Origin of the sequence: Streptomyces sp. NPDC058274, assembly GCF_042881375.1 — a bacterium.
Taxonomy (GTDB): Bacteria; Actinomycetota; Actinomycetes; order Streptomycetales; family Streptomycetaceae; genus Streptomyces.
Genome location: NZ_JBHVXW010000004.1, coordinates 375,258 through 399,123 on the forward strand (window position 1 = coordinate 375,258; position 23,866 = coordinate 399,123).

A 23,866-nucleotide genomic window follows, 5' to 3' on the forward strand; every position below is an offset into this window, starting at 1 on the left:
GCGTACGGGGGTCGCGGAGGAGGAAGCCCGGCCCCGGAGAGCTTCGGCTCTCCGGGCCCGGGCGGGTTTTTGCGGTACGAGCCCGAGCCGGTCTTTGCGGTACGAGCCCGAGCCGGGTGATCCAGCCCGTCCGGGATCTGCCCACGCTGGGGCTGGGCGGGACCTCCGGGCGTCGGTGGGGAGGGGTTTTCAGTCCGTCTGGGACCTGCCCCACGCTGGGGCCGGGCGGCACCTTCGGGCGCCGGCGGGGGGATTTTCAGCCTGTCCGGGACCTGCCCCACGCTGGGGCAGGGCGGCATCTCCGGGCGCCGGCGGGGAGAGATTTCAGCCCGTCCGGCGTTTGAGGACGAGGCCGCCAGGCCGACCGGGGGTCCGGGGGCGGAGCCCCTGGGGACACCAGCCCCGGACAAGGGGCACTCGAAGACCGGGGGCACCCGAAGACACAGGGGGCACCCGAAGACAGGGGGCACCCGAAGACCGAGCCGAAACCCGTGCGGGCCCCGGGGCCAGGAGCACGTTGTCCACAGGTCGAGGCACCGTCGAGCCCACCGACGTACGCTGGAGGCCCCCGGCCAGAAACTCGCGCCGGGCGCTTCGCGATGCCCACCCCCGGACGGGAAAGCCCTTCATGAGCCTGCACGGTCTGCTCGACGCCGTCGTCAAGGACGCCGCACTCGCACAAGCGGTGAAGGCGGCAGCCGACGGTCACCGGATGCACGTCGACCTGGTCGGCCCGCCCGCGGCCCGCCCCTTCGCCGTGGCAGCCCTCGCGCGCGAGTCCGGCCGCCCGGTGCTCGCGGTGACGGCGACGGGCCGTGAGGCGGAGGACCTGGCCGCCGCGCTGCGCACCCTCCTGCCGGCCGACGGAGTCGTGGAGTACCCCTCCTGGGAGACGCTCCCCCACGAGCGGCTCTCGCCACGCAGCGACACCGTGGGCCGTCGCCTCGCCGTGCTGCGCCGCCTGGCGCACCCGCGCACCGACGACCCGGAGACCGGCCCGGTCTCGGTCGTCGTCGCCCCCGTACGCTCCGTGCTCCAGCCGCAGGTCAAGGGCCTCGGCGACCTGGAGCCGGTAGCGCTGCGCACGGGCCAGAGCGCCGACCTGGGCGAGATCGTCTCAGCGCTCGCCGCAGCCGCGTACTCCCGGGTCGAGCTCGTCGAGAAGCGCGGCGAGTTCGCGGTCCGCGGCGGCATCCTGGACGTCTTCCCGCCGACCGAGGAGCACCCGCTCCGCGTGGAGTTCTGGGGCGACGACGTCGAGGAGATCCGTTACTTCAAGGTCGCCGACCAGCGGTCCCTGGAGGTCGCCGACCACGGCCTGTGGGCACCCCCCTGCCGCGAGCTGCTGCTCACGGACGACGTACGGGAGCGGGCCGCCGCCCTGGCCGAGGCGCACCCGGAGCTGGGCGAACTGCTCGGCAAGATCGCCGAGGGCATCGCCGTGGAGGGCATGGAGTCCCTCGCGCCCGTCCTCGTCGACGACATGGAGCTGCTGATCGACGTACTGCCGAAGGGTTCGATGGCCGTCGTATGCGACCCGGAACGGGTGCGGACGCGGGCCGCGGACCTGGTGGCGACGTCACAGGAGTTCCTCCAGGCGTCCTGGGCGGCGACCGCCGGCGGCGGGGAGGCCCCCATCGACGTCGACGCGGCCTCGCTCTGGTCCATCGCGGACGTCCGCGAGCGGGCCCGCGAGCTGGACATGATGTGGTGGTCGGTGTCGCCGTTCGCGGCCGACGAGACGGACGAGACCGTCGAAGAGGCCGACACCCTGAAGCTCGGCATGCACGCGCCCGAGACCTACCGCGGCGACACCGCCCGCGCCCTCGCCGACACCAAGGGCTGGATCGCGGACGGCTGGCGCACGGTGTTCGTCACCGAGGGCCACGGCCCGGCCGCCCGCACCGTGGAGGTCCTCGGCGGCGAGGGCATCGCGGCCCGGCTCGACTCGGACCTGGCCGACATCAGTCCCTCCGTCGTCCACGTCGCCTGCGGCTCGATCGACTACGGCTTCGTGGACCCGCGGCTCAAGATCGCCGTCCTCACCGAGACCGACCTGTCCGGACAGCGCTCGGCGGTCAAGGACGGCGCCCGGATGCCGGCCCGCCGCCGCAAGACCATCGACCCGCTCACCCTGGAAGCGGGCGACTACATCGTCCACGAGCAGCACGGCGTGGGCCGCTACATCGAAATGGTGCAGCGCACGGTCCAGGGCGCGACCCGCGAGTACCTGGTGGTGGAGTACGCGCCCGCCAAGCGCGGCCAGCCCGGCGACCGCCTCTACATCCCCACCGACCAGCTGGAGCAGATCACCAAGTACGTCGGCGGGGAGGCGCCCACCCTGCACCGGCTGGGGGGCGCGGACTGGACGAAGACGAAGGCGCGCGCCAAGAAGGCGGTCAAGGAGATCGCCGCCGACCTCATCAAGCTGTACTCGGCCCGGATGGCGGCCCCCGGACACGCCTTCGGCGCGGACACCCCGTGGCAGCGCGAGCTGGAGGACGCGTTCCCGTACGTGGAGACGCCCGACCAGCTCACCACCATCGCCGAGGTCAAGGAGGACATGGAGAAGACGGTCCCGATGGACCGCCTCGTCTGCGGCGACGTGGGATACGGCAAGACGGAGATCGCGGTCCGCGCGGCCTTCAAGGCGGTGCAGGACGGCAAGCAGGTGGCCGTACTCGTCCCGACGACGCTGCTCGTCCAGCAGCACTTCGGCACGTTCTCCGAGCGCTACGCCCAATTCCCGGTGAACGTAAGGGCGTTGTCGCGCTTCCAGACGGACACCGAGGCCAAGGCGGTCCTGGAGGGGCTGCGCGAGGGCTCGGTGGACATCGTCATCGGCACCCACCGGCTCTTCTCCTCCGAGACCAAGTTCAAGGACCTGGGCCTGGTCATCGTCGACGAGGAACAGCGCTTCGGCGTCGAGCACAAGGAGCAGCTGAAGAAGCTCCGCGCGAACGTCGACGTCCTCACGATGTCCGCGACCCCCATCCCCAGGACCCTGGAAATGGCCGTCACGGGCATCCGCGAGATGTCGACGATCACCACCCCGCCCGAGGAGCGGCACCCCGTACTGACCTTCGTCGGACCGTACGAGGAGAAGCAGATCGGCGCGGCCGTCCGCCGCGAACTGCTCCGTGAGGGACAGGTCTTCTACATCCACAACCGGGTCGAGTCCATCGACCGGGCGGCCGCGCGGCTGCGCGAGATCGTCCCCGAGGCGCGCATCGCGACGGCGCACGGCCAGATGGGGGAGCAGGCCCTGGAGCAGGTCGTCGTCGACTTCTGGGAGAAGCGGTTCGACGTCCTCGTGTCGACGACGATCGTCGAGTCCGGCATCGACATCTCCAACGCGAACACGCTGATCGTGGAGCGCGGCGACAACTTCGGTCTCTCCCAGCTGCATCAGCTGCGCGGCCGCGTGGGCCGAGGCCGCGAGCGCGGTTACGCGTACTTCCTCTACCCGCCGGAGAAGCCCCTCACGGAGACCGCGCACGAACGGCTCGCCACCATCGCCCAGCACACCGAGATGGGCGCAGGCATGTACGTGGCCATGAAGGACCTGGAGATCCGCGGCGCGGGAAACCTGCTGGGCGGCGAGCAGTCGGGCCACATCGCGGGCGTCGGCTTCGATCTGTACGTCCGCATGGTCGGCGAGGCGGTCGCGGACTACCGCGCCTCCCTCGAAGGCGGCGTCGAGGAAGAGCCGGCGCTCGAGGTCAAGATCGAGCTCCCGGTCGACGCGCACGTCCCGCACGACTACGCGCCGGGCGAGCGGCTGCGCCTCCAGGCCTACCGGTCCATCGCCTCCGCCAACACGGAGGAGGACATCAAGGCCGTACGCGAGGAACTGGTCGACCGCTACGGCAAGTTGCCCGAGCCGGTCGAGAACCTGCTGCTGGTCGCGGCTCTGCGCATGCTCGCCCGCGCGTGCGGTGTCGGCGACATCGTCCTCCAGGGCAACAACATCCGTTTCTCACCGGTGGAGTTGCGCGAGTCGCAGGAGCTGCGCCTGAAGCGGCTCCACCCGGGAACGGTCATCAAGCCGACCGCCCACCAGCTCCTCGTCCCCCGCCCGAAGACGGCGAAGGTCGGCGGAAAGCCGCTGGTCGGACGGGAGTTGCTGGGCTGGACCGGGGAGTTCCTGGCGACGATTCTGGGGTCGTAGCGGGGGTTGTGACGGTTGTTCGTAGCCTCGGTTGAGGTGGTGTGGCGACCGGTCGTGGCCTCGGTTGGCGTGGCGTGGCGACCGTTCGGAGGAGCGGTTGAGGTGGTGTGACGACCGTTCGCGTCAACCGTTGGCGTGGCGGCGGGCTGCAGCGGCGCGGTGTGAGGCCGAGCCTGGCGTGAGTCCAGCGTGAGTCCGGCGTCGGGCGGCGGGTTGTGAGTCCGGCGCCCGAGGTGGGACAGGTGCGCCCGAGGTGAGTCCGCTGCGCGAGGTGGGCCCGGGGCGCCCGATGCGGACCCGGCGTCCCTCAGCCCGGCCGGAAGAGCAGTCCCGTCAGGGCGTGGAAGACCTCCTCGGGGTCCTGGTCGCCGACCGGGCCGTCCAGGTTGTGGCTGAGGAGCAGCGTGGCGAAGCCGTGCGCCAGTGACCACGCGGCGACACCGGCGAGCCGGCTGTCGGAGCCGCGGCCCCCGGCCGGTACGGCGGCGACCGCGGCGCGCAGCCCCTCCGCCGCGAGCGCCTTGGCCGTCGTCAGCTCGACGTCGTTCTCCCGCAGCAGGCCCGGCGTGAACATCACCTGGAAGTGCGCGGGGTGTTCGCGCGCGAAGCGTACGTAGCGGACGCCGGCGTCCCGCAGGTCCGCCGCCTCCGTGAGGCCTGACGACAGCAGTGCGAAACCCTCCGCCGCGATGGCCGTCAGCAGGCCCGTGCGGTCCTTGAAGTGGTGGGCCGGCGCCGCGTGCGAGACGCCCGCCCGGCGGGCCAGGTCGCGCAGGCTCAGCGCGGAAGGGCCGTCGGAGGCGATGACATCCAAGGCCGCGCCGAGGATCGCGCGCCGCAGATTGCCGTGGTGGTAAGGGCGGCGGTCGCCGTCCTCGGAACTGGTCATGGACAGCAGCGTACGCGGGATCTAGGCATTGACAAGTTCGAGGAGTGTCGGGCAATCTTGTCAGTGTCAAGTTGTGGAGCGAGTGAGAGCGCGACGAAGGGGGACGGGGTCATGTCGGAGAGCGTCAGCGGGACACGTACGGCCGGCGAGGCGGGGGCGGTCGAGGCGAGCGGCGTGAGCGAGCCGGGGCGGACCGGCGGCGTGGAGCTCGGCCGGGTGCGCCAGATGTGGCACCTGCTGGAGCCTTTGCACGCCGTGGTCTATTACGCGCCGGAGGTCTTCGAGGAGTCGGCCGCGCTCGGGTATGCGACGCGGGAGCGCTGGCCGAGCTACTTCCCGTTGCGCGCGGCGCCGTTGGGGCCCGTCGGCAGCGAGCGCGTGGCCTCCGCCTTCTACAGCTTCAGCCCGCGCATGGTCGCCGAGCACATGGACTCGGCCTGGGGCACGGCGAGCCCGGGCGACATGCTGAAGGCGCGTGAGCGGGGGATCGACCGGGCGTACGCCGCGATATTCGGCGACCGCATCACATCTCCCGAACTCGCCGAGGCCGCCGCCCTCGCCCGCCGCGCCGCCGAGGCGGTGAACAGGGCGGGCCGCCCCCTGGCCGCGGCCAACGCGGAGTTGGCCTGGCCCGTGGCCCCGCACCTTCAGCTGTGGCACGCGGCGACGATCCTGCGGGAGCACCGCGGCGACGGGCATCTGGCGGCACTCCTCGTCGCCGGCCTGGACCCGGTCGAGTCGCTGGTGTCGTTCGCCGGGATTGGCGCGGCCTCGGCGGAGCGCTTCGAGAGCCGCGGCTGGAGCGCCGGGGAATGGGCCGCAGGGCGTCAACGGCTCGTCGGGCGCGGCCTCTTGACCGAGGAGGGCACCGCCACGGAGGAAGGCCGTGAGCTGCGCCGCCGCATCGAGCGGCACACGGACGAACTCGCCGCCGCACCCTGGCAGGCCCTGGGCCCGGACGACACCGCCCGTCTCGCCGAACTCCTCGGCGAGTTCTGGGTTGCGGTCCTCGGCTCCGGTCTCCTGCCGTCGGAGACGACGCTGGGGATCGGGAAGGTGTGACGTAGGGAAAGGTTGGGCACCTGAGGGCAGCGGGTCCGATTGAGTCCCACCAGAACTCCCACCTGGGGTGGCTCTTGACCCGACAGCGCCCCCGCGTGCTCCGATTGCCCATCGAGGGCCGGTATGGCCAAGACCCCCTGGCCGCTACGGTGGGGCCAGGGGAAACCGCCTGTGCGGAGGCGGATCGGAAGCAGTCGGAAGCCAAGGGGAGGGGCGTCGTGGTGCGTCTGAGGGGTGGGGTGGCCGCTGCCGCTGTGCTGTTCGCCGTCAGTGGGTGCGTGGAGCAGACGCCGGGTTCGGTGGGACAGGAGGGGCCGCAGCAGACGGCGGCCGGCGGGGCCGCCCTCGCCGCGGTGGACTCGCTGACCGTCAAGGGGCGTGCGCCGAAAACGGGGTTCGAGCGGGACCGGTTCGGCACCGCCTGGGCCGACACCGACTCGAACCGGTGCGACACCCGCGACGACATCCTCAAACGGGACCTGGAGGACGTGAAGTTCAGCGACGGGAAGTGCAAGGTCTCCTCGGGGACGCTCGACCCGGATCCGTACACCGGCAAGGAGGTGACCTTCGCGCGCGGTCGCAGCCAGGTGGACATAGATCACCTCGTCGCCCTCTCGGACGCCTGGCAGAAGGGCGCCCAGAAGTGGGACGCGAGCAAGCGCATCGCGCTCGCCAACGACCCGCTCAACCTCCTCGCCGTCGACGCCGGCCGTAACCGCAGCAAGGGCGACGGGGACACGGCGACCTGGCTCCCGCCCAACAAGGGCTACCGCTGCACGTATGTCGCCGCCCAGGTGGCCGTGAAGAAGAAGTACGGGCTCTGGGTCACCGGCGCCGAGAAGGACGCCATGAAGCGGGTGCTGACCGGGTGCCCGGGCCAGAAGCTCCCGTCGGGCGGCAATCCCACGCGGGCACCGGAGCGGTTCCACGCGGGCTGACCCGTCACTCCGGGCCGGCGCCCGGACAGGGCGTCAGCCGCCCAGCTTGTCGAGGTCCATGACCTTGCCGCTGGGGGCCTTGGCGGGCACCGGCTTGTTGTAGTCGGTGAAGGTGAGGGTCCCCGGGTCCTTGGCGGACTTGCTGATGACCTTCACCAGGTAGGGCTTGCCCTCGGTCGCGACGTAGAGGGTGTAACGGTCCTTGCCGTCCTTCTCGTTGAGGACGATCGCCGGGGTGCCCTCGACCGTGGTGGTCTTGCCCCGGGTGGCGTCGGAGTTCACGTCCTCGGCGCCCGACAGCACCGTGTCGAGGTCGCAGAAGCTCGCGAGGTCCTTGGCGTCCGAGCCGGTCGCGGACATCTTGGTCCACTTGTCGGCGAGCAGTTCCACGACACCGTCGGTCTCCTCCTTGGACGAGCCCTTGTCCTGCGCGCGCAAGAAGGCCTCGTCGTACTTCATGTAGAGGGTGTCGCCGGTCTTGATGAGGTCGGCCTTGCCCTGGCCGCCCAGGCTCATCGTGCCGGCGCACTCGCCCTTCTTGTTCAGGGCCATGTCGATCTGAATCGTGCCGCCGTCCTCCTCGTCGGGGACATCACCCGTCATGCGAAGCGACTTGGCGCCCGTGCTGGCCTTCACGGCCCGGTTGGCGATCTCGCCCCCGGTCAGCCCGGCGAACGGGCCCTTCGGCTTGCTGTCCGCCTTGCCCTCGTCCGGCAGGCAGCCGGTGAGACCGACGGTGGCAGCGGCGGCGAGGCAGAGAGCGGCAAATGCGGTACGGCGCATGGGAATTCCTTCAGGTGAGGTGAGGTGAGGTGAGGTGAGGTGAGGTGGCGCAGGCGTCGGCGTCGGCGTCGGCGTCGGCGTCGGCGCAAGACAAGGCAAGGCAAGGCAGGACAGGGCAGTTCAGGTGACGTAGGTGGTCCGTGGTGGCGGTGCCGGGTGGACGGGCGGTGGGCCAGGTGGACCGGATCCCCGTGCCGTCGGACCGGGTTCGCGTGTCGGCGGACCGGGTTCGCGGCCGGTGGACCGGATCCCCGTGCCGTCGGAGCGGGTTCGCGTGTCGGCGGACCGGATCCCCGTACCGGCGGACGGGCCGCGCGTCACGTGACTGAGGTCCGCGTGCCGGGCGGGTCAGGTCCCGTCCCGATTCAGGTCCCGTCCTGCCTCAGGTCCCCCTCGCGTCAAGTCCCGCTCCGCGTCAGGCCCCTGCGCCTCAGGACGTCTTCTTCCAGTCCTGGCAGCCCGTGGTCTTGAAGTAGGCGTCGCCGGCGCTGATGGTGACGACGGCGGTGCCGGTCACGTTGTCGTTCGCACGGATCGAGTAGATCGAGTGCAGGGCGTCCTTGGCGCGCTCCCAGTAGCAGAGGTCGTCCGAGTTGCCTGTGGACCTGTAGGTGCCGGGAGCGATGTCGAAACCGACTCGGTACATACCGCCGTCGCCCTCGAACCGCGTGGCTGCCGGGCTCTTCGTCTTCCCGGTCCGCCCGTCCACGGCTTCCCAGTCCTTGCAGCCGCTGGACTTGAAGAGCTTGTCGCCGGCCTTGACAGTGACGTAACTCGTGCCGCTGACATTGTCGTTGGCGATGAGTGAGGCGACCTCGCCGGAAGCGTTCTTCGCGCGCTCCCAGTAACACATGCCGTCCGTGTTGCCGGTGGTCCGGTAGGTGCCGGGCTTGATGTCCGTGCCGACCTCGAAGGAGCCGTCGCCCCGGAACGCGACCTTCTTCTCGGCGTCCGGCGCCTTGGCCGACCGCTCCTTCGCGGACCGTTCCTCGGCTGTCCGCCCGTCGGTGTCCGTCTCCTTGCCCGGCTTCCGGCCGGCGGAGGCGGACGAGCTGCTGTCCCCGTCGCTCTGGTGACCGCCGCCGCCGTCCGCCGAGTTCACCGATACCGCGCCGATGACGGCCACGCCGACCACGGCGCCGAGCGCGATCTTGCCCTTCATACCCATGACAGGTCCCCCCTGTGCCAGTGATCGCGTTCTGTGCGGCGATCACCCTGTTCGGTGGGTCAATAACAGCAGAGGCTGTGAACCGAGTCAACACGGTTCACTGAATCAGTTGTGTACACGGCCGTGAATCGGGGGATCTTGCGCACGTCGGTATGCTCGACGCCACACACCAGGTAGAGGGGAGCCGGGCGGGTGCAGGAGAACGGGACAGAGGTGACCGCCGCGGGCATCGCGCGGCTGGCCGGGGTCGGCCGTGCGGCCGTCAGCAACTGGCGCCGCCGCCATGCCGACTTCCCCAAGCCCGTCGGCGGCACCGAGACCAGCCCGTCCTTCGCACTGGCGGAGATCGAGGAATGGCTGCGCAGGCAGGGCAAGCTCGCCGAAGTCCCGCTGCGCGAGCGCGTGGGGCAGCACCTCTCCGGGCACCCCGAGGGCCCCGTCGCCGCGCTGGTGCACGCCGGCTGTGCGCTGCTGCTGATCCATGACCGCCCGACCGTGTGGCTCGAGCTGAGCGCCGGCTCCGACGAGCGCCTCGCCGCCCTGCTCCCCGCGGCGCTCGACCAGGTGATCACCCCGCGCTTCGGCCTGATCCGCAAGCGCGCCGTGAACACCCCGTCCGCCGCGGAACTCCTCCCGTCGGCCCCCCTGCTGCGCGGCGCGGCCGAGCTCGCCGCCGAACTGGGCGCCCGGCAGACGTACGAGTTCCTTCTCGGGCGGCACCTCGATGCCAACCCGCGCCAGTACACGCTCACCCCGGGCGGCCTCGCCGCGCTGATGGCCGAACTGGCCGGGCCCGCCCGGACGGTGCTCGACCCGGCGTGCGGCACCGGCGCACTGCTGCGCGCCGTCGCGCCCCGTCCCGACCAGGAGTTGTACGGCCAAGACACCGCCCCCGAGCTCGCCGCGCTGACCGCGCTCCGCCTTGCCCTGCACACGAAGGCCACGGTCCGCAGTGCCGTCGACGACACCCTGCGCGCCGACGCGTACGAGACGCTGCGCGCCGACGTGGTGCTGTGTCACCCGCCGTTCAACGAACGCAACTGGGGCCACGACGAGCTCGCCTACGACGCCCGCTGGGCGTACGGCTTCCCGGCCCGTACGGAGTCCGAACTGGCGTGGGTCCAGCACGCGCTGGCCCGTCTCAGGGACGGCGGCACCGCCGTCGTACTCATGCCGCCGGCCGCCGCCTCCCGCCGTTCGGGCCGCCGTATCCGCGCGGACCTGCTGCGCCGCGGCGCCCTGCGCGCGGTGATCGCCCTGCCCGCCGGCGCGGCGCCCCCGCACAACATCCCGCTGCACCTGTGGGTACTGCGCCGGCCCGACAAGTCCCCCGCGCAGCCCGAGCTGTTGCTCGCCGACACCGCGGCCCTGTCCGCCGACGGCCGCGGCGGCTTCGACTGGCAGGCCGTGCACGCCGCCGTCCTGGACGCCTGGCGGCCCTTCGAGCGGGCCGGTACGGCGACCGAGAACCCGGGCCTCAGCCGTTCGGTCGCCGTCATCGAACTCCTCGACGACGACGTCGACCTGGCTCCCGCCCGCCACCTTCCGCCGCCCGCCGGGGCCGGGGGCGCGGAGCAGCTCGCGACCGTCCGTGAACGCCTCGGCGAGACCCTCCGGCTGACCGCCGACCTCGCGCCGGCGGCCGTCGACGAAGAGGGGCGCGCGCGCTGGCCGCTCACCACCGTCGGTGAACTCGCGCGCGGGGGCGCGCTCTTGCTGCGCGCCGGCGGGACGAGCGCCCCCGCGCGCGTGCCGGTGCTCACCGACCAGGACGTTCTCTCCGGAACCGCCCCCTCCGGCACGCTCCCCGAAGGCGAGGAAGAGCCCGTGCTGGTCGAGGCGGGCGACGTCGTCGTCCCCGTGCTCGGCGGCGGGTCCGTCGCGCGCGTGGTGGACGAGAAGACCGCCGGAGCCGCCCTGGGGCGCAACCTCACGCTCCTGCGCCCCGATCGCACGGCGCTCGACCCCTGGTTCCTGGCCGGCTTCCTGCGCGGAACCGCCAACAACCGGCAGGCCAGCAGCTACGCGTCCACCGCCACCCGGCTCGACGTGCGCCGCCTCCAGCTGCCCCGGCTCCCGCTCGACCAACAGCGCCGCTTCGGCGAACGGTTCCGCGCGCTGGCCGAGTTCGAGGAGACGCTCAGGCTCGCGGGGCGCCTCGGTGAACAACTCGTGCGCGGTATGTACGACGGGCTGACGGACGGGACGGTCGCGCCCGGCTGAGCCCCCGTGAGGCGGACGGGGTGATCAGCACGACAACGGTTCGGTACAACCCGTGACCGCTTGTCCTTGTCGGCCTATACGCTCGGACTTCCACCTCGTACGTCCGTCCCCATCAGGCCTCCGGGAGCAGCCATGCACGGCCACGGCTACGCGCCGCCACCGCCGAAGCGACCCTCTACGGGGGCGCTGGTCGTGCTGCGCGTGATCTTCGCGGCGCTGCCCCTGCTGAGCATCGGGTTCCTGGCCTGGGGCGCGACACTGCGGGTGGCCCTCGTGACCCACCGGCGGGCGGACTGGTGGGTCTTCCTGGCGTCGCTCGCGGTCCTCGGCACGAGCTTCGCCTTCCTCAGCACCGACCACACCGACGACTTCAGCAGCCGCAACGGCAACATCGGCATGATCATCCTGCTGCTGAACGCCGCGGCCTGTGCCGGCTATTTCCTGTACGCGGACATACGCCACCACCACCGGCTGCGCCCCGCAGGCTTCCCGCCGCTCCAGCACCCGGCCGCGCACTACGGCTACCCGCAGTCCGCTTCGCCGTACGGGGCCACGCACCAGCAGCCGACGGCATCGGTGATCCACACGCCCGTGCCCCCCACGCAGGCGCCGCAGACCCCCGTGCCGCACACCCCCGCGCCGCCCCCGCAGCCCGCGCGCCCCGCGCCCGCCCGGATCGACCAGGTGCGCGCCGAGCTCGACGAGCTCAGTGACTATCTGCGCAAGCACGAGAGCAACCCCGAGGACGGCCGGTGAGCGTGGCGACAGGGCGGGTGGTCGCCGACCGCTATGAACTGTCCACGCTCATCGGACAGGGCGGCATGGGCCAGGTCTGGACGGCCTACGACCGACGCCTCGACCGGCGCGTCGCCGTCAAGCTGCTGCGCCCCGACAAGGTCGCAGGCCAGGAGGCCGACGAACTGCGCCGCCGCTTCGTGCGCGAGTGCCGGGTCACGGCGCAGGTCGACCACCCCGGACTCGTCACGGTCCACGACGCGGGCAGCGAGGGCGAGGAGCTCTTCCTCGTCATGCAGTACGTCGACGGGGCCGACCTCTCCGACCATCTCGCCGAGCACGATCCCTACCCCTGGCAGTGGGCCGTCGCGGTCGCGGCACAACTGTGCGCCGTGCTGTCCGCCGTGCACGCCGTGCCGATCGTCCACCGTGACCTCAAGCCGCGGAACGTGATGGTCAAGCAGGACGGCACGGTCACGGTTCTCGACCTCGGCGTCGCCTCCGTCATGGACACGGACACCACCCGCCTCACCCACACCGGTTCGCCCATCGGCAGCCCCGCCTACATGGCCCCCGAGCAGGCCATGGGTGGCGCGGTGGGCCCGTACACCGATCTGTACGCGCTCGGTGTGCTGCTGCACGAACTCCTCAGCGGGGACGTGCCGTTCTCCGGTTCGACGGCCCTGGGGGTGCTGCACCGGCACCTCTACGAGCCGCCGCTCCCCGTGCGCCGCCTGCGCCCCGAGGTCCCCGAGGCCCTCGAGCGCCTGGTGCTGCGCCTGCTCGCCAAGGACCCGCAGCACCGCCCGTCCTCCGCGCAGGAGACGTACGAACAGCTGCTTCCGCTGCTCCCGGCGCGCGGTATGCCGTCGGGCGCCCCCCTGGATCCCACGCGCCCATTCCTGCGCCCGCACGCCCCCTGGCCGGACCGGGCGCGCACGCCCGCGCCCCAGCCCTCCGTGTCCGCCTCCCCGCCCGCGGTCGAGAAGCCCGACGTCGCCGGAGCCGTCGACGAGGTCAAGCGGCTGCTCGGCGAGGGCCGCATCACCCAGGCCGTCGACATCCTGGGCGCGATCCTGCCCACCGCCGCCGCACAGCACGGTGAGCACTCACCCGTCGTGCGCACCCTGCGCAAGCAGTACGCGGCGACGCTGATGGACGACGGTCAGTACCGGCGCGCGCTGCCCGAGTTGCGCCGTCTCGCCGACGAACGCGCCGCCGAGGCAGGCCAGGCCGACCCGCAGTCCCTGCGCTTCCGTTACGAGGCCGCCCAGTGCCTCGAACAGCTTGGTGAACCCGCCGCCGCGCTCGCGGAGTACCGCGCGCTGCTGCCGTACTACGAGAACCAGTACGTCGCCGGTGACCCCGAGCTCGCGCTCGAAGTCCGCCGGCGCATCGGCCACCTGCTGCTCGCGCTCGGCGACCGGGCCGCGGCCCACGACACCCTGGCACGGCTGCTGCACGACGTGGAGCGGCTGCGGGGCCCCGGGCACCCGCTCGCTGCGGAGATCCGCCGGACGCTGCAGTGGCTGGGCCAGGTACGCGGCTGACCGGGACGGTCCCCGGGTTTCGCAACCGCCTCACACGCGTGCCGTACGTTCCGGGCGGCACGCGCGCGTGCCATGCGTTCCGGGCGCCACGCGCGTGTGCCGTGACAGCAAGGTGAGCCGCGTGGTGGTTGCGCGATCGCCGTGGGCCGGACGCGTGGGACGCGTGGGACGCGCCGGAGGTGATCACGGGCTGACCTGCAGCCCGGCGGGGCGCGGGGGAGTGGGTGGTCCGGGGACAACGTGCGGCCCGTGGGCGGACTTGCCGGTGCGAGGGTGCCCGAAGTCCTCGCGAATCGTTGGTCGAATGGGTGGCCGAGAGCTGGGCCACTGCCTAACATCGATCACCGCAAGACCTTGTGCGCCCGCCCGTCGCCCGACCGCCACCCTTTAGTGAGACGGCGCGTGTCGTACCTGTCTTCACCATCTCCTCGGGAGGCTTCCTTGCACCGCCGCCGTCGCACCGCGCTCGCCTTCTCCGCCGCGATCCTTGCCGCGGCCCCTCTCCTCACCGCCTGCGGGAGCGACGCCCACCCCGGCGCCGCGGCCGTCGTCGGCGGCCAGCGGATCACGGTCGGCCAGCTGGAGAGCCGGGTGAACGAGGTACGCACGGCGCAGCGGGCCGCCACCAAGGACGACGCCCAGTACGAGCAGGCCATCGCCAAGACCGGCAGCCTCACCCGCGACACCCTGCACAGCCTGGTCCTCGACCGGGTCCTGGACCGTGCGGCCAAGGACGCCGGCGTGACCGTCTCCCGCAAGGACACCCAGCAGATGCGCGCCGGCCTGGAGCAGCAGGCGGGCGGCGCCAAGGAGCTGGAGACGGCCTGGCTCCAGCAGTACGGCGTGGCCCCGCAGCGGCTCGACGACAGCCTCCGGACCGAGATCCAGGCCCAGAAGCTCGCCGCCGCGCTGGGCGCCGACATGAACACCGAGGCGGGCAAGGCCTCGTTCTGGAAGGCGATGTCCGAGGCCTCCAAGAAGCTCGACGTCGACCTGAACCCGCGCTACGGCACCTGGGACGTCGAGAAGAGCAGCCGCGTCGACGCGAAGACGCCCTGGCTGCGCGAGGTCACGACGGCGGCCCAGCAGACCGCCTAGGACCCGTCCGGGACACCGACGCGGTTACGGCGTCCTCAGCCTGTGGACAAACGGTTCGGCACCCGGGCGGTGCACCCTCGGCGGGTGCGGCCGGAACCTGTGCACGGGCACGTCGGCCGCCCGGCCTGTGGATAACCGCTGGTGGCGTCGGACGGGTGGGTTACGTTCGAAGGGTGAACGCAACCAGCCTCGACGGCGACCCGCACGGGACCGGTCCCGACGCCACCGCCCCCCGCCCCGACGCCACCGCCCCCCGCCCTGACGCCGGCGCCCCCGGACAGGACGCCTCCGCGCCCGGCCGCATTGTCCTGCTCACCACCAGCCACCGTGTGGCGCCCGGGCTGCTGTCCTGGCCGGCCTGGCAGGCGCTGCACGGCGCCGACCGGGTCCTGTGCGCGGACGGGACGCACCCGCAACTGCCGTATCTGCGCGAGGCGGGCATCTCTGTCGACGAGGCCTCCCCGACCGCCGAGGAGCTGGTCGACGCCTGCGCCGGCGGCCGTACGGCGGTCGTCGTCGCCACCGGCGAGGGTGAGCCGCGGCTGACCGACGGCCTGGCCCGGCTCGCCGGTTCCGGGCGCATACAGATGCCGGAGCTGGAGCTGCTCCCCGCCTCCTACGACCTGCCGGGCGCCCGCCTCCTGGACCTCGTCCAGGTGATGGACCGCATTCGCGCCGAGTGCCCCTGGTCGTCCCGCCAAACCCACGAGGGCCTGGCGAAGTACGGCATAGAGGAGGCGTACGAACTGGTCGAGGCGATCGAGGAGGGCGACCGCGACGAGCTGAGGGAGGAGCTCGGCGACGTACTGCTCCAGGTCGTCTTCCATGCCCGTATCGCCGAGGAAGGCCGCCCGGAGGACGGCAGCGAGCCCTTCTCGATCGACGACGTGGCGGGTGGCATCGTCGCGAAGCTCATCCACCGCCACCCGCATGTCTTCGGCGACGAGACCGCCTCGACCCCCGAGGAGGTCAAGGAGCACTGGCTGCGCACGAAGGCGGTCGAGAAGCAGCGGACGTCCGTGACCGAGGGGGTTCCGCTGGGGCAGCCGGGTCTGGCGCTGGCGGCGAAGCTCTCCTCGCGGGTGCGTACGGCGGGCCTCGACGTGGCGCTTCCGCAGGGCGAGGGGGTCGGCTACGAGTTGCTGGCGGCAGCCGCGGGCGCGGAGGCGGCCGGCGTGGATCCGGAGGCGGCCCTGCGCGCGGCGGCGCGGGCGTACCGGGATGCGATCCGGGCGGCGGAGGCGGCCCGGGCGGCCCGGACGGGCTCGTCCGGGACGTGACCCCGGCTGGTCCGGGCTGATCCGGACGGCGCGGCACAGGACCTGCTCCGGGGCAGGTCCTAGTGGCCCGGTTCGCGGCCCGCCGGGTTGTGCCAGCTCGGCTGGGGGCGGGCGAGGAGCCACTCGGCCGCGCCCCGGGGGCGGGGCTCGTCCTGCCCGGTGGGCGGCAGGAGATCGTGGAAGATCCGCTCGGGAAGCGTGCCGAGGGACGGGAGGGCGTCACCGATCTCCTCGACCAGCTTGGGCGGGCCCGCGAGATAGACGTCGTGCTGGGCCCAGTTGGCGCGGTTGCCCAGGGCGGTGAGGAGGCGGTCGGTGGCCTGCGCCTTGGGCCGGCCGGGCGCGGGGGTGATGAAGGTGACGACGAGACGGGGGAGCCGTGCCTGCAACTCCTCGATGGCGTCCCGGTCGTAGACGTACGCGAGGTCCCGGGCGACGACGAAGAGCCGGGAGTCGTACGGGGCCCGGTCCTGGGCCGGGTCGAGCCGCTCCGCCTGCTCCAGCTGTTCCAGGAGCGCCTTGACGGGTGCCCATCCGGTGCCGGCCGCTATGAAGGTGATGGGCCGTTCCGCGGGGGTGCGCAGGACGAGTCCGCCGCCGGGCGCGCCGAGCCTGAGAAGATCGCCCGGCCTGGTCTGCCGGACGAGGGCGGTGGAGAGGACGCCTTCGGCGACACGGCTGATGTGCAGGTCGACGGTGTGGTCGGGCCGGGGCGCGTTGCCCAGCGAGTACGGGCGCCAGATGCCAGGTAAGTGGGGCGAGTTGACGCTGGCGTACTGACCCGGGAAATAGCGGAGCGGACGGTCGGGCCGCAGGGTCAGCACGACCAGGTCGTCCCCGTGGCGCCGGCGGGCGACGACCTCGGCGTCCCACCAGGGCGGCTCCCCCTCGTTCTCGGCCTCCCACGCGCCCTGGAGCATCGCGTCCATGACGGTCGTGTAGGCCTCCGCCCAGGACTTCTCGACCTCGGTGTTCCAGGCCGAGCCCGCGACGGCGGCGAAGGCGGCGATCAGACTCGTCCCCACGGCCGCGTAGTGCTCCGGTTCGGCGAGATACTTCCGGTGGTCCCGTCCCAGATCTCCCAGGTAACCGGCCAGCGCCGGATCCCCGAGCCGCCTCACGACGTGCGTGAGCGCAGCGAACAGCCGGTCCCGCTGCCGTTCCATGTCCTCCGGGAAGTCCAGCGGGAAGAGCCCGCGGACGTCCGGGTTGTGCCGGAACAGATGCGCGTAGAAGTACTTGACCGCGAACTCGGCCCGTCTCTCGACGACCGCGAAGCTGGATCTGAGTATTTCGGGGTCCACGGGCGGAATGTAGGGAGTCATCGAGCCCTGGAGTCAAGTGCCAGGCGATTTCCGGACAGCCCGGGAGGAACCGCTCAACGGCCGGGATGCGATGGCCGGCGGACGCCACCGCGTCTGGCGGTCGCCTCGGTGGGCGGGCGGCCCGTGCGAGGAACCCGGACAACCCGCGCCGGGAGCTAGGACGGCCCGTGCGAGGACCCCGGACGGCCCGCGCCGGAAGCGCCCGTGCGAGGACCCCGGACGGCCCGCGCCGGAAGCCCGGACGACCCGGATACCGTCGGGGGCGTGACCGAGCACCCTGCCCAGCCCTCCGCCCAGCACCCTGCCCAGCCCTCCGCCCAGCCTTCCGCCCAAAATCCGGCTCCCGAGCTCTTCACCTGGGAGTTCGCCACCGACCCGTACCCGGCGTACGCCTGGTTGCGGGAGCACGCGCCCGTGCACCGGACGCGGCTGCCTAGCGGGGTGGAGGCCTGGCTGGTCACCCGCTACGCGGACGCCAAGCAGACCCTCGCCGACGGACGGCTCAGCAAGAATCCGGCTCACCACGACGAGCCGGCCCACGCCAAGGGCAAGACCGGCATTCCCGGCGAGCGCAAGGCCGAGCTGATGACCCATCTGCTCAATATCGACCCGCCGGACCACACCCGTCTGCGCCGGCTCGTGAGCAAGGCGTTCACGCCCCGGCGCGTGGCCGAGTTCGCGCCGAGGGTGCAGGCGCTCACCGACCAGCTCATCGACCAGTTCGCCGACAAGGGCTCCGCCGACCTCATTCACGAGTTCGCCTTTCCGCTGCCCATCTACGCCATCTGCGATCTGTTGGGCGTCCCGCAGGAGGACCAGGACGACTTCCGGGACTGGGCGGGGATGATGATCCGGCACGGGGGAGGACCGCGCGGCGGGGTCGCCCGGTCCGTGAAGAAGATGCGCGGATATCTCGCCGAGCTGATCCACCGCAAGCGAGAGGCGCTGCCCGACCGGACGGCGCCCGGCGAGGACCTCATCTCCGGTCTCATCCGCGCTTCGGACCAGGGTGAACACCTCACCGAGAACGAGGCCGCGGCCATGGCCTTCATCCTCCTGTTCGCCGGCTTCGAGACGACCGTCAACCTCATCGGGAACGGGACCTACGCCCTCCTCACCCACCCCGAACAGCGACAGCGGCTGCAGACCTCCCTCGCCGCCGGGGAGAGCGGCCTGCTGGAGACCGGCGTCGAGGAACTCCTCCGCTATGACGGGCCCGTCGAGCTCGCCACCTGGCGTTTCGCCACCGAGGCCGTGCGGATCGGCGGCCAGGACATCGCGGCCGGCGACCCCGTGCTCGTCGTGCTCGCGGCCGCCGACCGTGACCCCGAGCGCTTCGACCGGCCCGACACGCTCGACCTCTCCCGCCGGGACAACCAGCACCTCGGGTACGGGCACGGCATCCACTACTGCCTGGGCGCGCCCCTGGCCCGGCTGGAGGGCCAGAGCGCGCTCGCCACGCTCCTCACCCGGCTGCCCGACCTGCAACTCGCGGCGGACCCCGCCGATTTGCGCTGGCGCGGCGGTCTCATCATGCGCGGACTCCGCACGCTCCCGGTGCAGTTCACGCCCCGCGCCTAGGCGCGCGCCGCACCATCGAGCGCGCGCCGTGCTGAGGGGCGCGCGAGTCGCGCAGAGGGCGCGCGCTCGCCACTAGCCGCCCCGCGGCCCGCCCTGGGGCGCGCGCCCCCCACCAACGCACCCCTCACCAACACGCCCCCCACCAACACGCGCCCCTCACCAGCGCGCCCCCCACCAACACGCACCCCTCACCAACACGCCCCTCACCAACACGCACCCCTCACCAACACGCCCCCCACCCAGGCCCGCGCCCCACTCGCACGGCGCGCGAGCCTTTCCCCAGCGCCCCCACCACAAGCCGCCCGCCCCACCACAAGTCAACCCGCCCCCGCCACAAGCCGCCCGCCCCACCACAAGTCAACCCGCCCCCGCCACAAGCCGCCCGCCCTCAACGGCAACGCATGCCCCCCAACGGCAACGCACCTCCCCCCGACGGCAGCGCACCCCCCGATCCGCACCCCCGCCAACAGCCGGCTCACACGCAGGTGACAGACACACGGACCGATCGAAAGCTGACACACCGTCAAAGATGTGATCTTCACGTGATCTACGCTGCATCGACTTGTGACAAGCGTTCGAGTGCGGCTACGTTCACGCATCAGCGCGATGGATCTTTCGTCGCGCCCCTCACTGCTGTCACCGAAAGGCAACCGCATGCTCTCCGGGAACGGTCGTCACCGTCGCCCCCGTCAGGCTCCGGCCCTCCTCGTCGCGGCAGGAGTGACCGGGTCGGCCATCGCGATCCCCTTGCTCGGCGCCACCGGCGCGAGCGCGGCCGACGGCACCACGTGGGACCGGGTCGCGGAATGCGAGAGCGGCGGTACGTGGAGCGCGGACGACGGCAACGGGTACTACGGCGGGTTGCAGCTGACCCAGGAGAACTGGGAGAAGTACGGCGGTCTCGCGTACGCGCCGAGCGCCGACCAGGCCAGCCGCTCCCAGCAGATCGCCGTCGCCGAGAAGGTCCTCGACGGCGAGGGTCTGGCCGTCTGGCCCACCTGTGGGCCGCTCTCCGGGCTCAGCAAGGACTCCGGCTCGGTCGAGGTCGACACGGGGGTGGCGGGCGACTCCTCGTCGTCCGACGGGTCCGGGTCGACGGACTCGTCCGGCACGTCGGGTTCGCTCGACTCCTCGCCGGCCGATTCCTCCAGTTCCTCTCCGTCCGAGTCCCCCTCGCCCGATTCGTCCTCTTCTGGCGCTTCTTCGGATTCGGCTGAAAACTCGACGAAGTCCGACGCCTCCTCGGGTTCGAGCGGCAGCTCGGATGAGGCGAGCACGGACGCCGGTACGGCAAAGGGTGACGACTCAGACAAGTCCGGGCAGAGTGGCGACTCTTCGGAGGCGACCGACGCGACCGGGACCGGCGCGGCCGGCTCGGGGCGCCACCGCGGTGACAGCGCCGACGGCAGCGATGCGAACGGCTCGTCCGACGGGCGCGACGTGGGGGCGGCCGGGCGGCATGCCTCACGCGACTCCGGTGCGGCCCGTGACGCCGCCGACGGCTCCTACACCGTCCGCCCCGGCGACAGTCTCTGGACCATCGCCGACTCCCTTGACCTCCAGGGCGGATGGTCCGAGCTCTACGCCGACAACAAGAAGTCGGTCGGCGCCGACCCCGACCTCATCCTGCCCGGTCAGAGCCTTGAGCTCGGTAGTGACTAAGTAGCTGTCAGCTGGCGAATCGGGTACAAATCAGCGGCAGTTCACGTCATGATTCGACGTGTAATGTCCGGTTTGGCGAGATGAGACAAGGGTCTCAGAAGCCCTGATCGTCTTTGAAATTCCGTCGGTCGCGTGTCTACGGTCGTGACCGCTCGCCACAGCGGGCCCCGATGGTCGCAACGCCGAATCCTGCCAGCGGCCGTACGGGAACAGTCGTCGCTTCAAGCGCCGTAGGCAGGAGCGGGGGACCCAAGGTAAGTGCCGCACCGGACAGTTGACCGGGACGGCTTGGGGTTAAGCCGCGCACTGAAGAGTGCGCGGCCGGGCAACTCACTCGGCCCGAACCCGACAGCTCACCTCGCAGGCGTCGGTGAGGGGATCACTTCATGCTGCTTTCCAGCAAGGGCAAGCACCGTCGCCCGTCCAAGGCCACCCGTGTCGCCACGCTCGCCGGCGTCACCGGCGTCGCCATCGCCGCCCCCCTGATGGCGGCCGGCAACGCCTCCGCCGCCTCCACCTCCGAGTGGGACACCGTCGCCCAGTGCGAGTCCGGCGGCAACTGGTCCATCAACACCGGCAACGGCTACTACGGCGGTCTGCAGTTCTCGTCCTCCACCTGGGCCGCGTACGGCGGTACCTCGTACGCCTCCACCGCCGACCAGGCCTCCAAGTCCCAGCAGATCGCCGTCGGCGAGAAGGTCCTCGCCGCGCAGGGCAAGGGTGCCTGGCCGACCTGCGGCACCGGCCTGTCCGGCGCCTCCCCGTCGAACTCGGGCAGCTCGCAGAGCACGACCCCCTCGCAGCAGCAGAGCACCCAGTCGCAGGAGCAGCGCGCCTCCCGCTCGCAGGAGCGTCCCGCGGCCAAGAAGACCGTCGAGACCCCGACCGGCAAGAAGGTCAAGAAGGGCGACGGCGAGTACAAGGTCGTCAAGGGTGACACCCTCAGCTCGATCGCCGAGAAGAAGAACGTCAAGGGCGGCTGGCAGAAGGTGTTCAAGCTGAACAAGGACATCGTCGACGACGCCGACTTCATCTTCCCGGGCCAGCAGCTCCACCTGAGCTGACACCCCTGAGCCGAAACAGCCCCCCGGCCGGCCGGCGGACCGGTCGCGAGGCTGGGGAAGCTCGCAGCTGAACCACAGCGCCCTCACATCCGTGACCTCCATCGTGGAGGTCACGTGAGGGCCCCCCGTCCCCCACGGGCTGCCCCGCCCCGGTGCGTTCTCCCCCGTACGCACCGGGGCGGGGCTTTTTCGTGTCCGGGGGTCGCATTCTTGTAGGGGGCAGGTTTTTGTTCCGTTCGGAAACAATTTACTCTCGGTTCCGTCCATGGGTTGGTCGACCGGCTGGCCGATCGCCCCGAGCCGGTTAGGCTCATGTCGCGGAGCCGACCGCGGCTCCGTGCTTGGGGGGCCGAGCGGCCCCGCGTACCCGCGTCACATCCAAGAAGGAGATGCTCGTGCCGTCCATCGACGTCGTCGTAGCCCGGGAAATCCTCGACTCGCGAGGCAACCCCACCGTCGAGGTCGAGGTCGGCCTCGACGACGGCAGCACGGGTCGTGCCGCCGTCCCGTCCGGCGCCTCCACCGGAGCCTTCGAGGCCATCGAGCTGCGTGACGGTGACCCCAACCGCTACGGCGGCAAGGGTGTCGAGAAGGCCGTCCTCGCCGTCATCGAGCAGATCGGCCCGGAGCTCGTCGGTTACGACGCCACCGAGCAGCGGCTGATCGACCAGGCGATGTTCGACCTGGACGCCACCGACAACAAGGGCTCGCTCGGCGCCAACGCCATCCTCGGCGTCTCCCTCGCCGTCGCGCACGCCGCCTCCGAGGCCAGCGACCTGCCGCTCTTCCGCTACCTGGGCGGTCCGAACGCGCACCTGCTGCCCGTCCCGATGATGAACATCCTGAACGGCGGCTCGCACGCCGACTCGAACGTGGACATCCAGGAGTTCATGATCGCCCCGATCGGCGCGGAGTCCTTCTCCGAGGCGCTGCGCTGGGGCGCCGAGGTCTACCACACCCTCAAGAAGGTGCTGAAGACCAAGGGCCTGTCCACCGGCCTCGGCGACGAGGGCGGCTTCGCCCCGAACCTGGAGTCCAACCGCGCCGCCCTCGACCTCATCGTCGAGGCCATCAAGCAGGCCGGCTACATCCCCGGTGAGCAGATCGCGCTCGCGCTCGACGTCGCCGCGTCCGAGTTCTACAAGGACGGCAAGTACGAGTTCGAGGGCAAGTCCCGCTCGGCCGCCGAGATGACCGAGTACTACGAGGAGCTCGTCTCCGCGTACCCGCTCGTCTCCATCGAGGACCCGCTGTACGAGGACGACTGGGCGGGCTGGAAGGTCATCACCGACAAGCTGGGCGACAAGGTCCAGATCGTCGGCGACGACCTCTTCGTCACCAACCCGGAGCGCCTGGCCCGCGGCATCGAGGAGGGCTCCGCCAACGCCCTGCTCGTCAAGGTCAACCAGATCGGTTCGCTGACCGAGACGCTGGACGCCGTCGAGCTGGCCCAGCGCAACGGCTTCAAGTGCATGATGTCCCACCGCTCCGGCGAGACCGAGGACGTCACCATCGCCGACCTCGCGGTCGCCGTGAACTGCGGCCAGATCAAGACCGGCGCCCCGGCCCGCTCGGACCGCGTCGCCAAGTACAACCAGCTGCTGCGCATCGAGGAGATCCTCGACGACGCCGCGGTGTACGCCGGCCGTAGCGCCTTCCCGCGGTTTCGCTCCGCGAACCAGTAAGCACAGCAAGGGTTGAGCCTCAGCCGCGTAGGAAGCGTCGTACGTACGTCCCCGTACTCGGTCCCGTACCGTGTGCGGGGACGTACGCACGTGACGGGCTTGTTCCGGGGAGGCGGGATTCATGGCCGTGAAGGACCGGGACCGGTTCTCCACCGCGACCAGGCTGCGGGCGCTCGGTGAGCAGACCGCGGCCCGGGTCTACCGCTCGCAGACCAAGCGCCAGGCCCGCCGCTCCCGGCTCACCAGCCGGGCGGCGCTCCTGGCGCTCGTCCTCTGCTCCCTGATCGTGGCCCTGGCGTACCCGATAAGGCAGTACGTGTCCCAGCGCGCCGAGGTCGCCGACCTGGAGCGGCAGCAGGACCAGGCCAGGGAGCGGGTCGAGCAGCTGCGCGACCTCAAGGCACGCTGGCAGGACGACGCGTACGCCGAGCAGCAGATCCGGCTGCGGCTGCACTATGTGATGCCGGGCGAGACCGGCTACATCGTGATCGACCCGGACGCCGCGAAGCAGTCCCGCGCCGACCAGGGGGCGGCCGCCCGTCCCTGGTACGCCAACGTCTGGGACGGTGTGGACAAGTCCGACCGCGCCGCCCGGTGAGCGGGCCGGCGCCCCGGCCGCTCACCCGCTCCGACCACTGAACTGACTAGAGAG

17 protein-coding genes and 1 riboswitch are annotated in these 23,866 nt (G+C 71.6%); of the genes, 13 read left to right on the forward strand and 4 right to left on the reverse strand.

All coding sequences use genetic code 11. The features are described from left to right. Positions 1 to 628: 628 nt before the first annotated feature. The gene (mfd, locus tag ACFVYF_RS11545) at positions 629 to 4,171 is read left to right on the forward strand and encodes a transcription-repair coupling factor (RefSeq protein ID WP_389454446.1); all 3,543 of its coding nucleotides are present in this window, start codon (positions 629 to 631) and stop codon (positions 4,169 to 4,171) included. Positions 4,172 to 4,478: 307 nt separating this feature from the next. Here mfd and ACFVYF_RS11550 read toward each other — a convergent pair whose 3' ends face one another. Next, entirely contained in the window at positions 4,479 to 5,060 is a 582-nt protein-coding gene (locus ACFVYF_RS11550) for a TetR/AcrR family transcriptional regulator (protein WP_389454449.1), read from the reverse strand. Between the two features lie 111 nt (positions 5,061 to 5,171). Between ACFVYF_RS11550 and ACFVYF_RS11555 the strand changes: the two genes are divergently transcribed. Together ACFVYF_RS11555 and ACFVYF_RS11560 are read left to right on the forward strand one after the other, a co-directional pair. Then, the gene (locus tag ACFVYF_RS11555) at positions 5,172 to 6,122 is read left to right on the forward strand and encodes a hypothetical protein (protein ID WP_389454451.1); all 951 of its coding nucleotides are present in this window, start codon (positions 5,172 to 5,174) and stop codon (positions 6,120 to 6,122) included. 218 nt (positions 6,123 to 6,340) lie between these two features. Further along, positions 6,341 to 7,060, forward strand: a complete 720-nt coding sequence (locus ACFVYF_RS11560; protein WP_389454454.1) for an HNH endonuclease family protein — start codon at positions 6,341 to 6,343, stop codon at positions 7,058 to 7,060. A 33-nt stretch (positions 7,061 to 7,093) separates the two neighbouring features. Here ACFVYF_RS11560 and ACFVYF_RS11565 read toward each other — a convergent pair whose 3' ends face one another. Both ACFVYF_RS11565 and ACFVYF_RS11570 read right to left on the reverse strand, forming a co-directional pair. Then, the gene (locus tag ACFVYF_RS11565) at positions 7,094 to 7,843 is read right to left on the reverse strand and encodes a hypothetical protein (protein WP_389454457.1); all 750 of its coding nucleotides are present in this window, start codon (positions 7,841 to 7,843) and stop codon (positions 7,094 to 7,096) included. Positions 7,844 to 8,273: 430 nt separating this feature from the next. After that, positions 8,274 to 9,011 carry a hypothetical protein gene (locus ACFVYF_RS11570; RefSeq protein ID WP_389454460.1) on the reverse strand — a complete coding sequence of 246 codons (738 nt, stop codon included), beginning with the start codon at positions 9,009 to 9,011 and terminating at the stop codon, positions 8,274 to 8,276. Positions 9,012 to 9,203: 192 nt separating this feature from the next. On the opposite strand from ACFVYF_RS11570, the gene ACFVYF_RS11575 reads away from it, so the two are divergent. The 5 genes from ACFVYF_RS11575 (at position 9,204) to ACFVYF_RS11595 (ending at position 15,897) form a co-directional block, all read left to right on the forward strand. Further along, positions 9,204 to 11,234 carry an N-6 DNA methylase gene (locus ACFVYF_RS11575; protein ID WP_389454463.1) on the forward strand — a complete coding sequence of 677 codons (2,031 nt, stop codon included), beginning with the start codon at positions 9,204 to 9,206 and terminating at the stop codon, positions 11,232 to 11,234. 132 nt (positions 11,235 to 11,366) lie between these two features. After that, complete coding sequence (locus ACFVYF_RS11580; protein ID WP_389454466.1) at positions 11,367 to 11,990, forward strand: hypothetical protein; 624 nt, start codon at positions 11,367 to 11,369, stop codon at positions 11,988 to 11,990. 38 nt (positions 11,991 to 12,028) lie between these two features. After that, the gene (locus ACFVYF_RS11585) at positions 12,029 to 13,519 is read left to right on the forward strand and encodes a protein kinase (protein WP_389454725.1); all 1,491 of its coding nucleotides are present in this window, start codon (positions 12,029 to 12,031) and stop codon (positions 13,517 to 13,519) included. Positions 13,520 to 13,960: 441 nt separating this feature from the next. After that, positions 13,961 to 14,617, forward strand: coding sequence for a SurA N-terminal domain-containing protein (locus tag ACFVYF_RS11590; protein ID WP_389454469.1), 657 nt, complete (start codon positions 13,961 to 13,963; stop codon positions 14,615 to 14,617). A gap of 173 nt (positions 14,618 to 14,790) precedes the next feature. Next, entirely contained in the window at positions 14,791 to 15,897 is a 1,107-nt protein-coding gene (locus tag ACFVYF_RS11595; RefSeq protein WP_389454472.1) for a nucleoside triphosphate pyrophosphohydrolase, read from the forward strand. A 59-nt stretch (positions 15,898 to 15,956) separates the two neighbouring features. On the opposite strand, the gene ACFVYF_RS11600 is transcribed toward ACFVYF_RS11595, so the two are convergent. Continuing rightward, positions 15,957 to 17,201: a globin domain-containing protein gene (locus ACFVYF_RS11600; protein WP_389454475.1), complete on the reverse strand. Its 1,245-nt coding sequence runs from the start codon at positions 17,199 to 17,201 to the stop codon at positions 15,957 to 15,959. A gap of 285 nt (positions 17,202 to 17,486) precedes the next feature. Between ACFVYF_RS11600 and ACFVYF_RS11605 the strand changes: the two genes are divergently transcribed. The 5 genes from ACFVYF_RS11605 (at position 17,487) to ACFVYF_RS11625 (ending at position 23,812) form a co-directional block, all read left to right on the forward strand. After that, a complete protein-coding gene (locus tag ACFVYF_RS11605; protein ID WP_389454478.1) occupies positions 17,487 to 18,803 on the forward strand; it encodes a cytochrome P450 in 1,317 nt (438 codons plus the stop codon). 654 nt (positions 18,804 to 19,457) lie between these two features. Beyond that, positions 19,458 to 20,465: a transglycosylase family protein gene (locus ACFVYF_RS11610; RefSeq protein ID WP_389454481.1), complete on the forward strand. Its 1,008-nt coding sequence runs from the start codon at positions 19,458 to 19,460 to the stop codon at positions 20,463 to 20,465. Between the two features lie 216 nt (positions 20,466 to 20,681). Further along, positions 20,682 to 20,847: riboswitch (cyclic di-AMP (ydaO/yuaA leader) on the forward strand. 4 nt (positions 20,848 to 20,851) lie between these two features. Next, complete coding sequence (locus tag ACFVYF_RS11615) at positions 20,852 to 21,529, forward strand: transglycosylase family protein (RefSeq protein ID WP_389454483.1); 678 nt, start codon at positions 20,852 to 20,854, stop codon at positions 21,527 to 21,529. Between the two features lie 389 nt (positions 21,530 to 21,918). Next, positions 21,919 to 23,214, forward strand: coding sequence for a phosphopyruvate hydratase (gene eno / locus ACFVYF_RS11620; RefSeq protein WP_389454486.1), 1,296 nt, complete (start codon positions 21,919 to 21,921; stop codon positions 23,212 to 23,214). A gap of 121 nt (positions 23,215 to 23,335) precedes the next feature. Next, a complete protein-coding gene (locus ACFVYF_RS11625) occupies positions 23,336 to 23,812 on the forward strand; it encodes a septum formation initiator family protein (protein WP_389454489.1) in 477 nt (158 codons plus the stop codon). Positions 23,813 to 23,866 lie beyond the last annotated feature (54 nt).

What these genes read in the sequence shown, in the direction of transcription:
- mfd (WP_389454446.1), top strand. Translation starts at nt 629, where the DNA reads ATGAGCCTGCACGGTCTGCTCGACGCCGTCGTCAAGGACGCCGCACTC.
- ACFVYF_RS11610 (WP_389454481.1), top strand. Translation starts at nt 19,458, where the DNA reads ATGCTCTCCGGGAACGGTCGTCACCGTCGCCCCCGTCAGGCTCCGGCC.
- ACFVYF_RS11580 (WP_389454466.1), top strand. Translation starts at nt 11,367, where the DNA reads ATGCACGGCCACGGCTACGCGCCGCCACCGCCGAAGCGACCCTCTACG.
- ACFVYF_RS11550 (WP_389454449.1), bottom strand. Translation starts at nt 5,060, where the DNA reads ATGACCAGTTCCGAGGACGGCGACCGCCGCCCTTACCACCACGGCAAT.
- ACFVYF_RS11625 (WP_389454489.1), top strand. Translation starts at nt 23,336, where the DNA reads ATGGCCGTGAAGGACCGGGACCGGTTCTCCACCGCGACCAGGCTGCGG.
- ACFVYF_RS11555 (WP_389454451.1), top strand. Translation starts at nt 5,172, where the DNA reads ATGTCGGAGAGCGTCAGCGGGACACGTACGGCCGGCGAGGCGGGGGCG.
- eno (WP_389454486.1), top strand. Translation starts at nt 21,919, where the DNA reads ATGCTCGTGCCGTCCATCGACGTCGTCGTAGCCCGGGAAATCCTCGAC.
- ACFVYF_RS11565 (WP_389454457.1), bottom strand. Translation starts at nt 7,843, where the DNA reads ATGCGCCGTACCGCATTTGCCGCTCTCTGCCTCGCCGCCGCTGCCACC.
- ACFVYF_RS11570 (WP_389454460.1), bottom strand. Translation starts at nt 9,011, where the DNA reads ATGGGTATGAAGGGCAAGATCGCGCTCGGCGCCGTGGTCGGCGTGGCC.
- ACFVYF_RS11615 (WP_389454483.1), top strand. Translation starts at nt 20,852, where the DNA reads ATGCTGCTTTCCAGCAAGGGCAAGCACCGTCGCCCGTCCAAGGCCACC.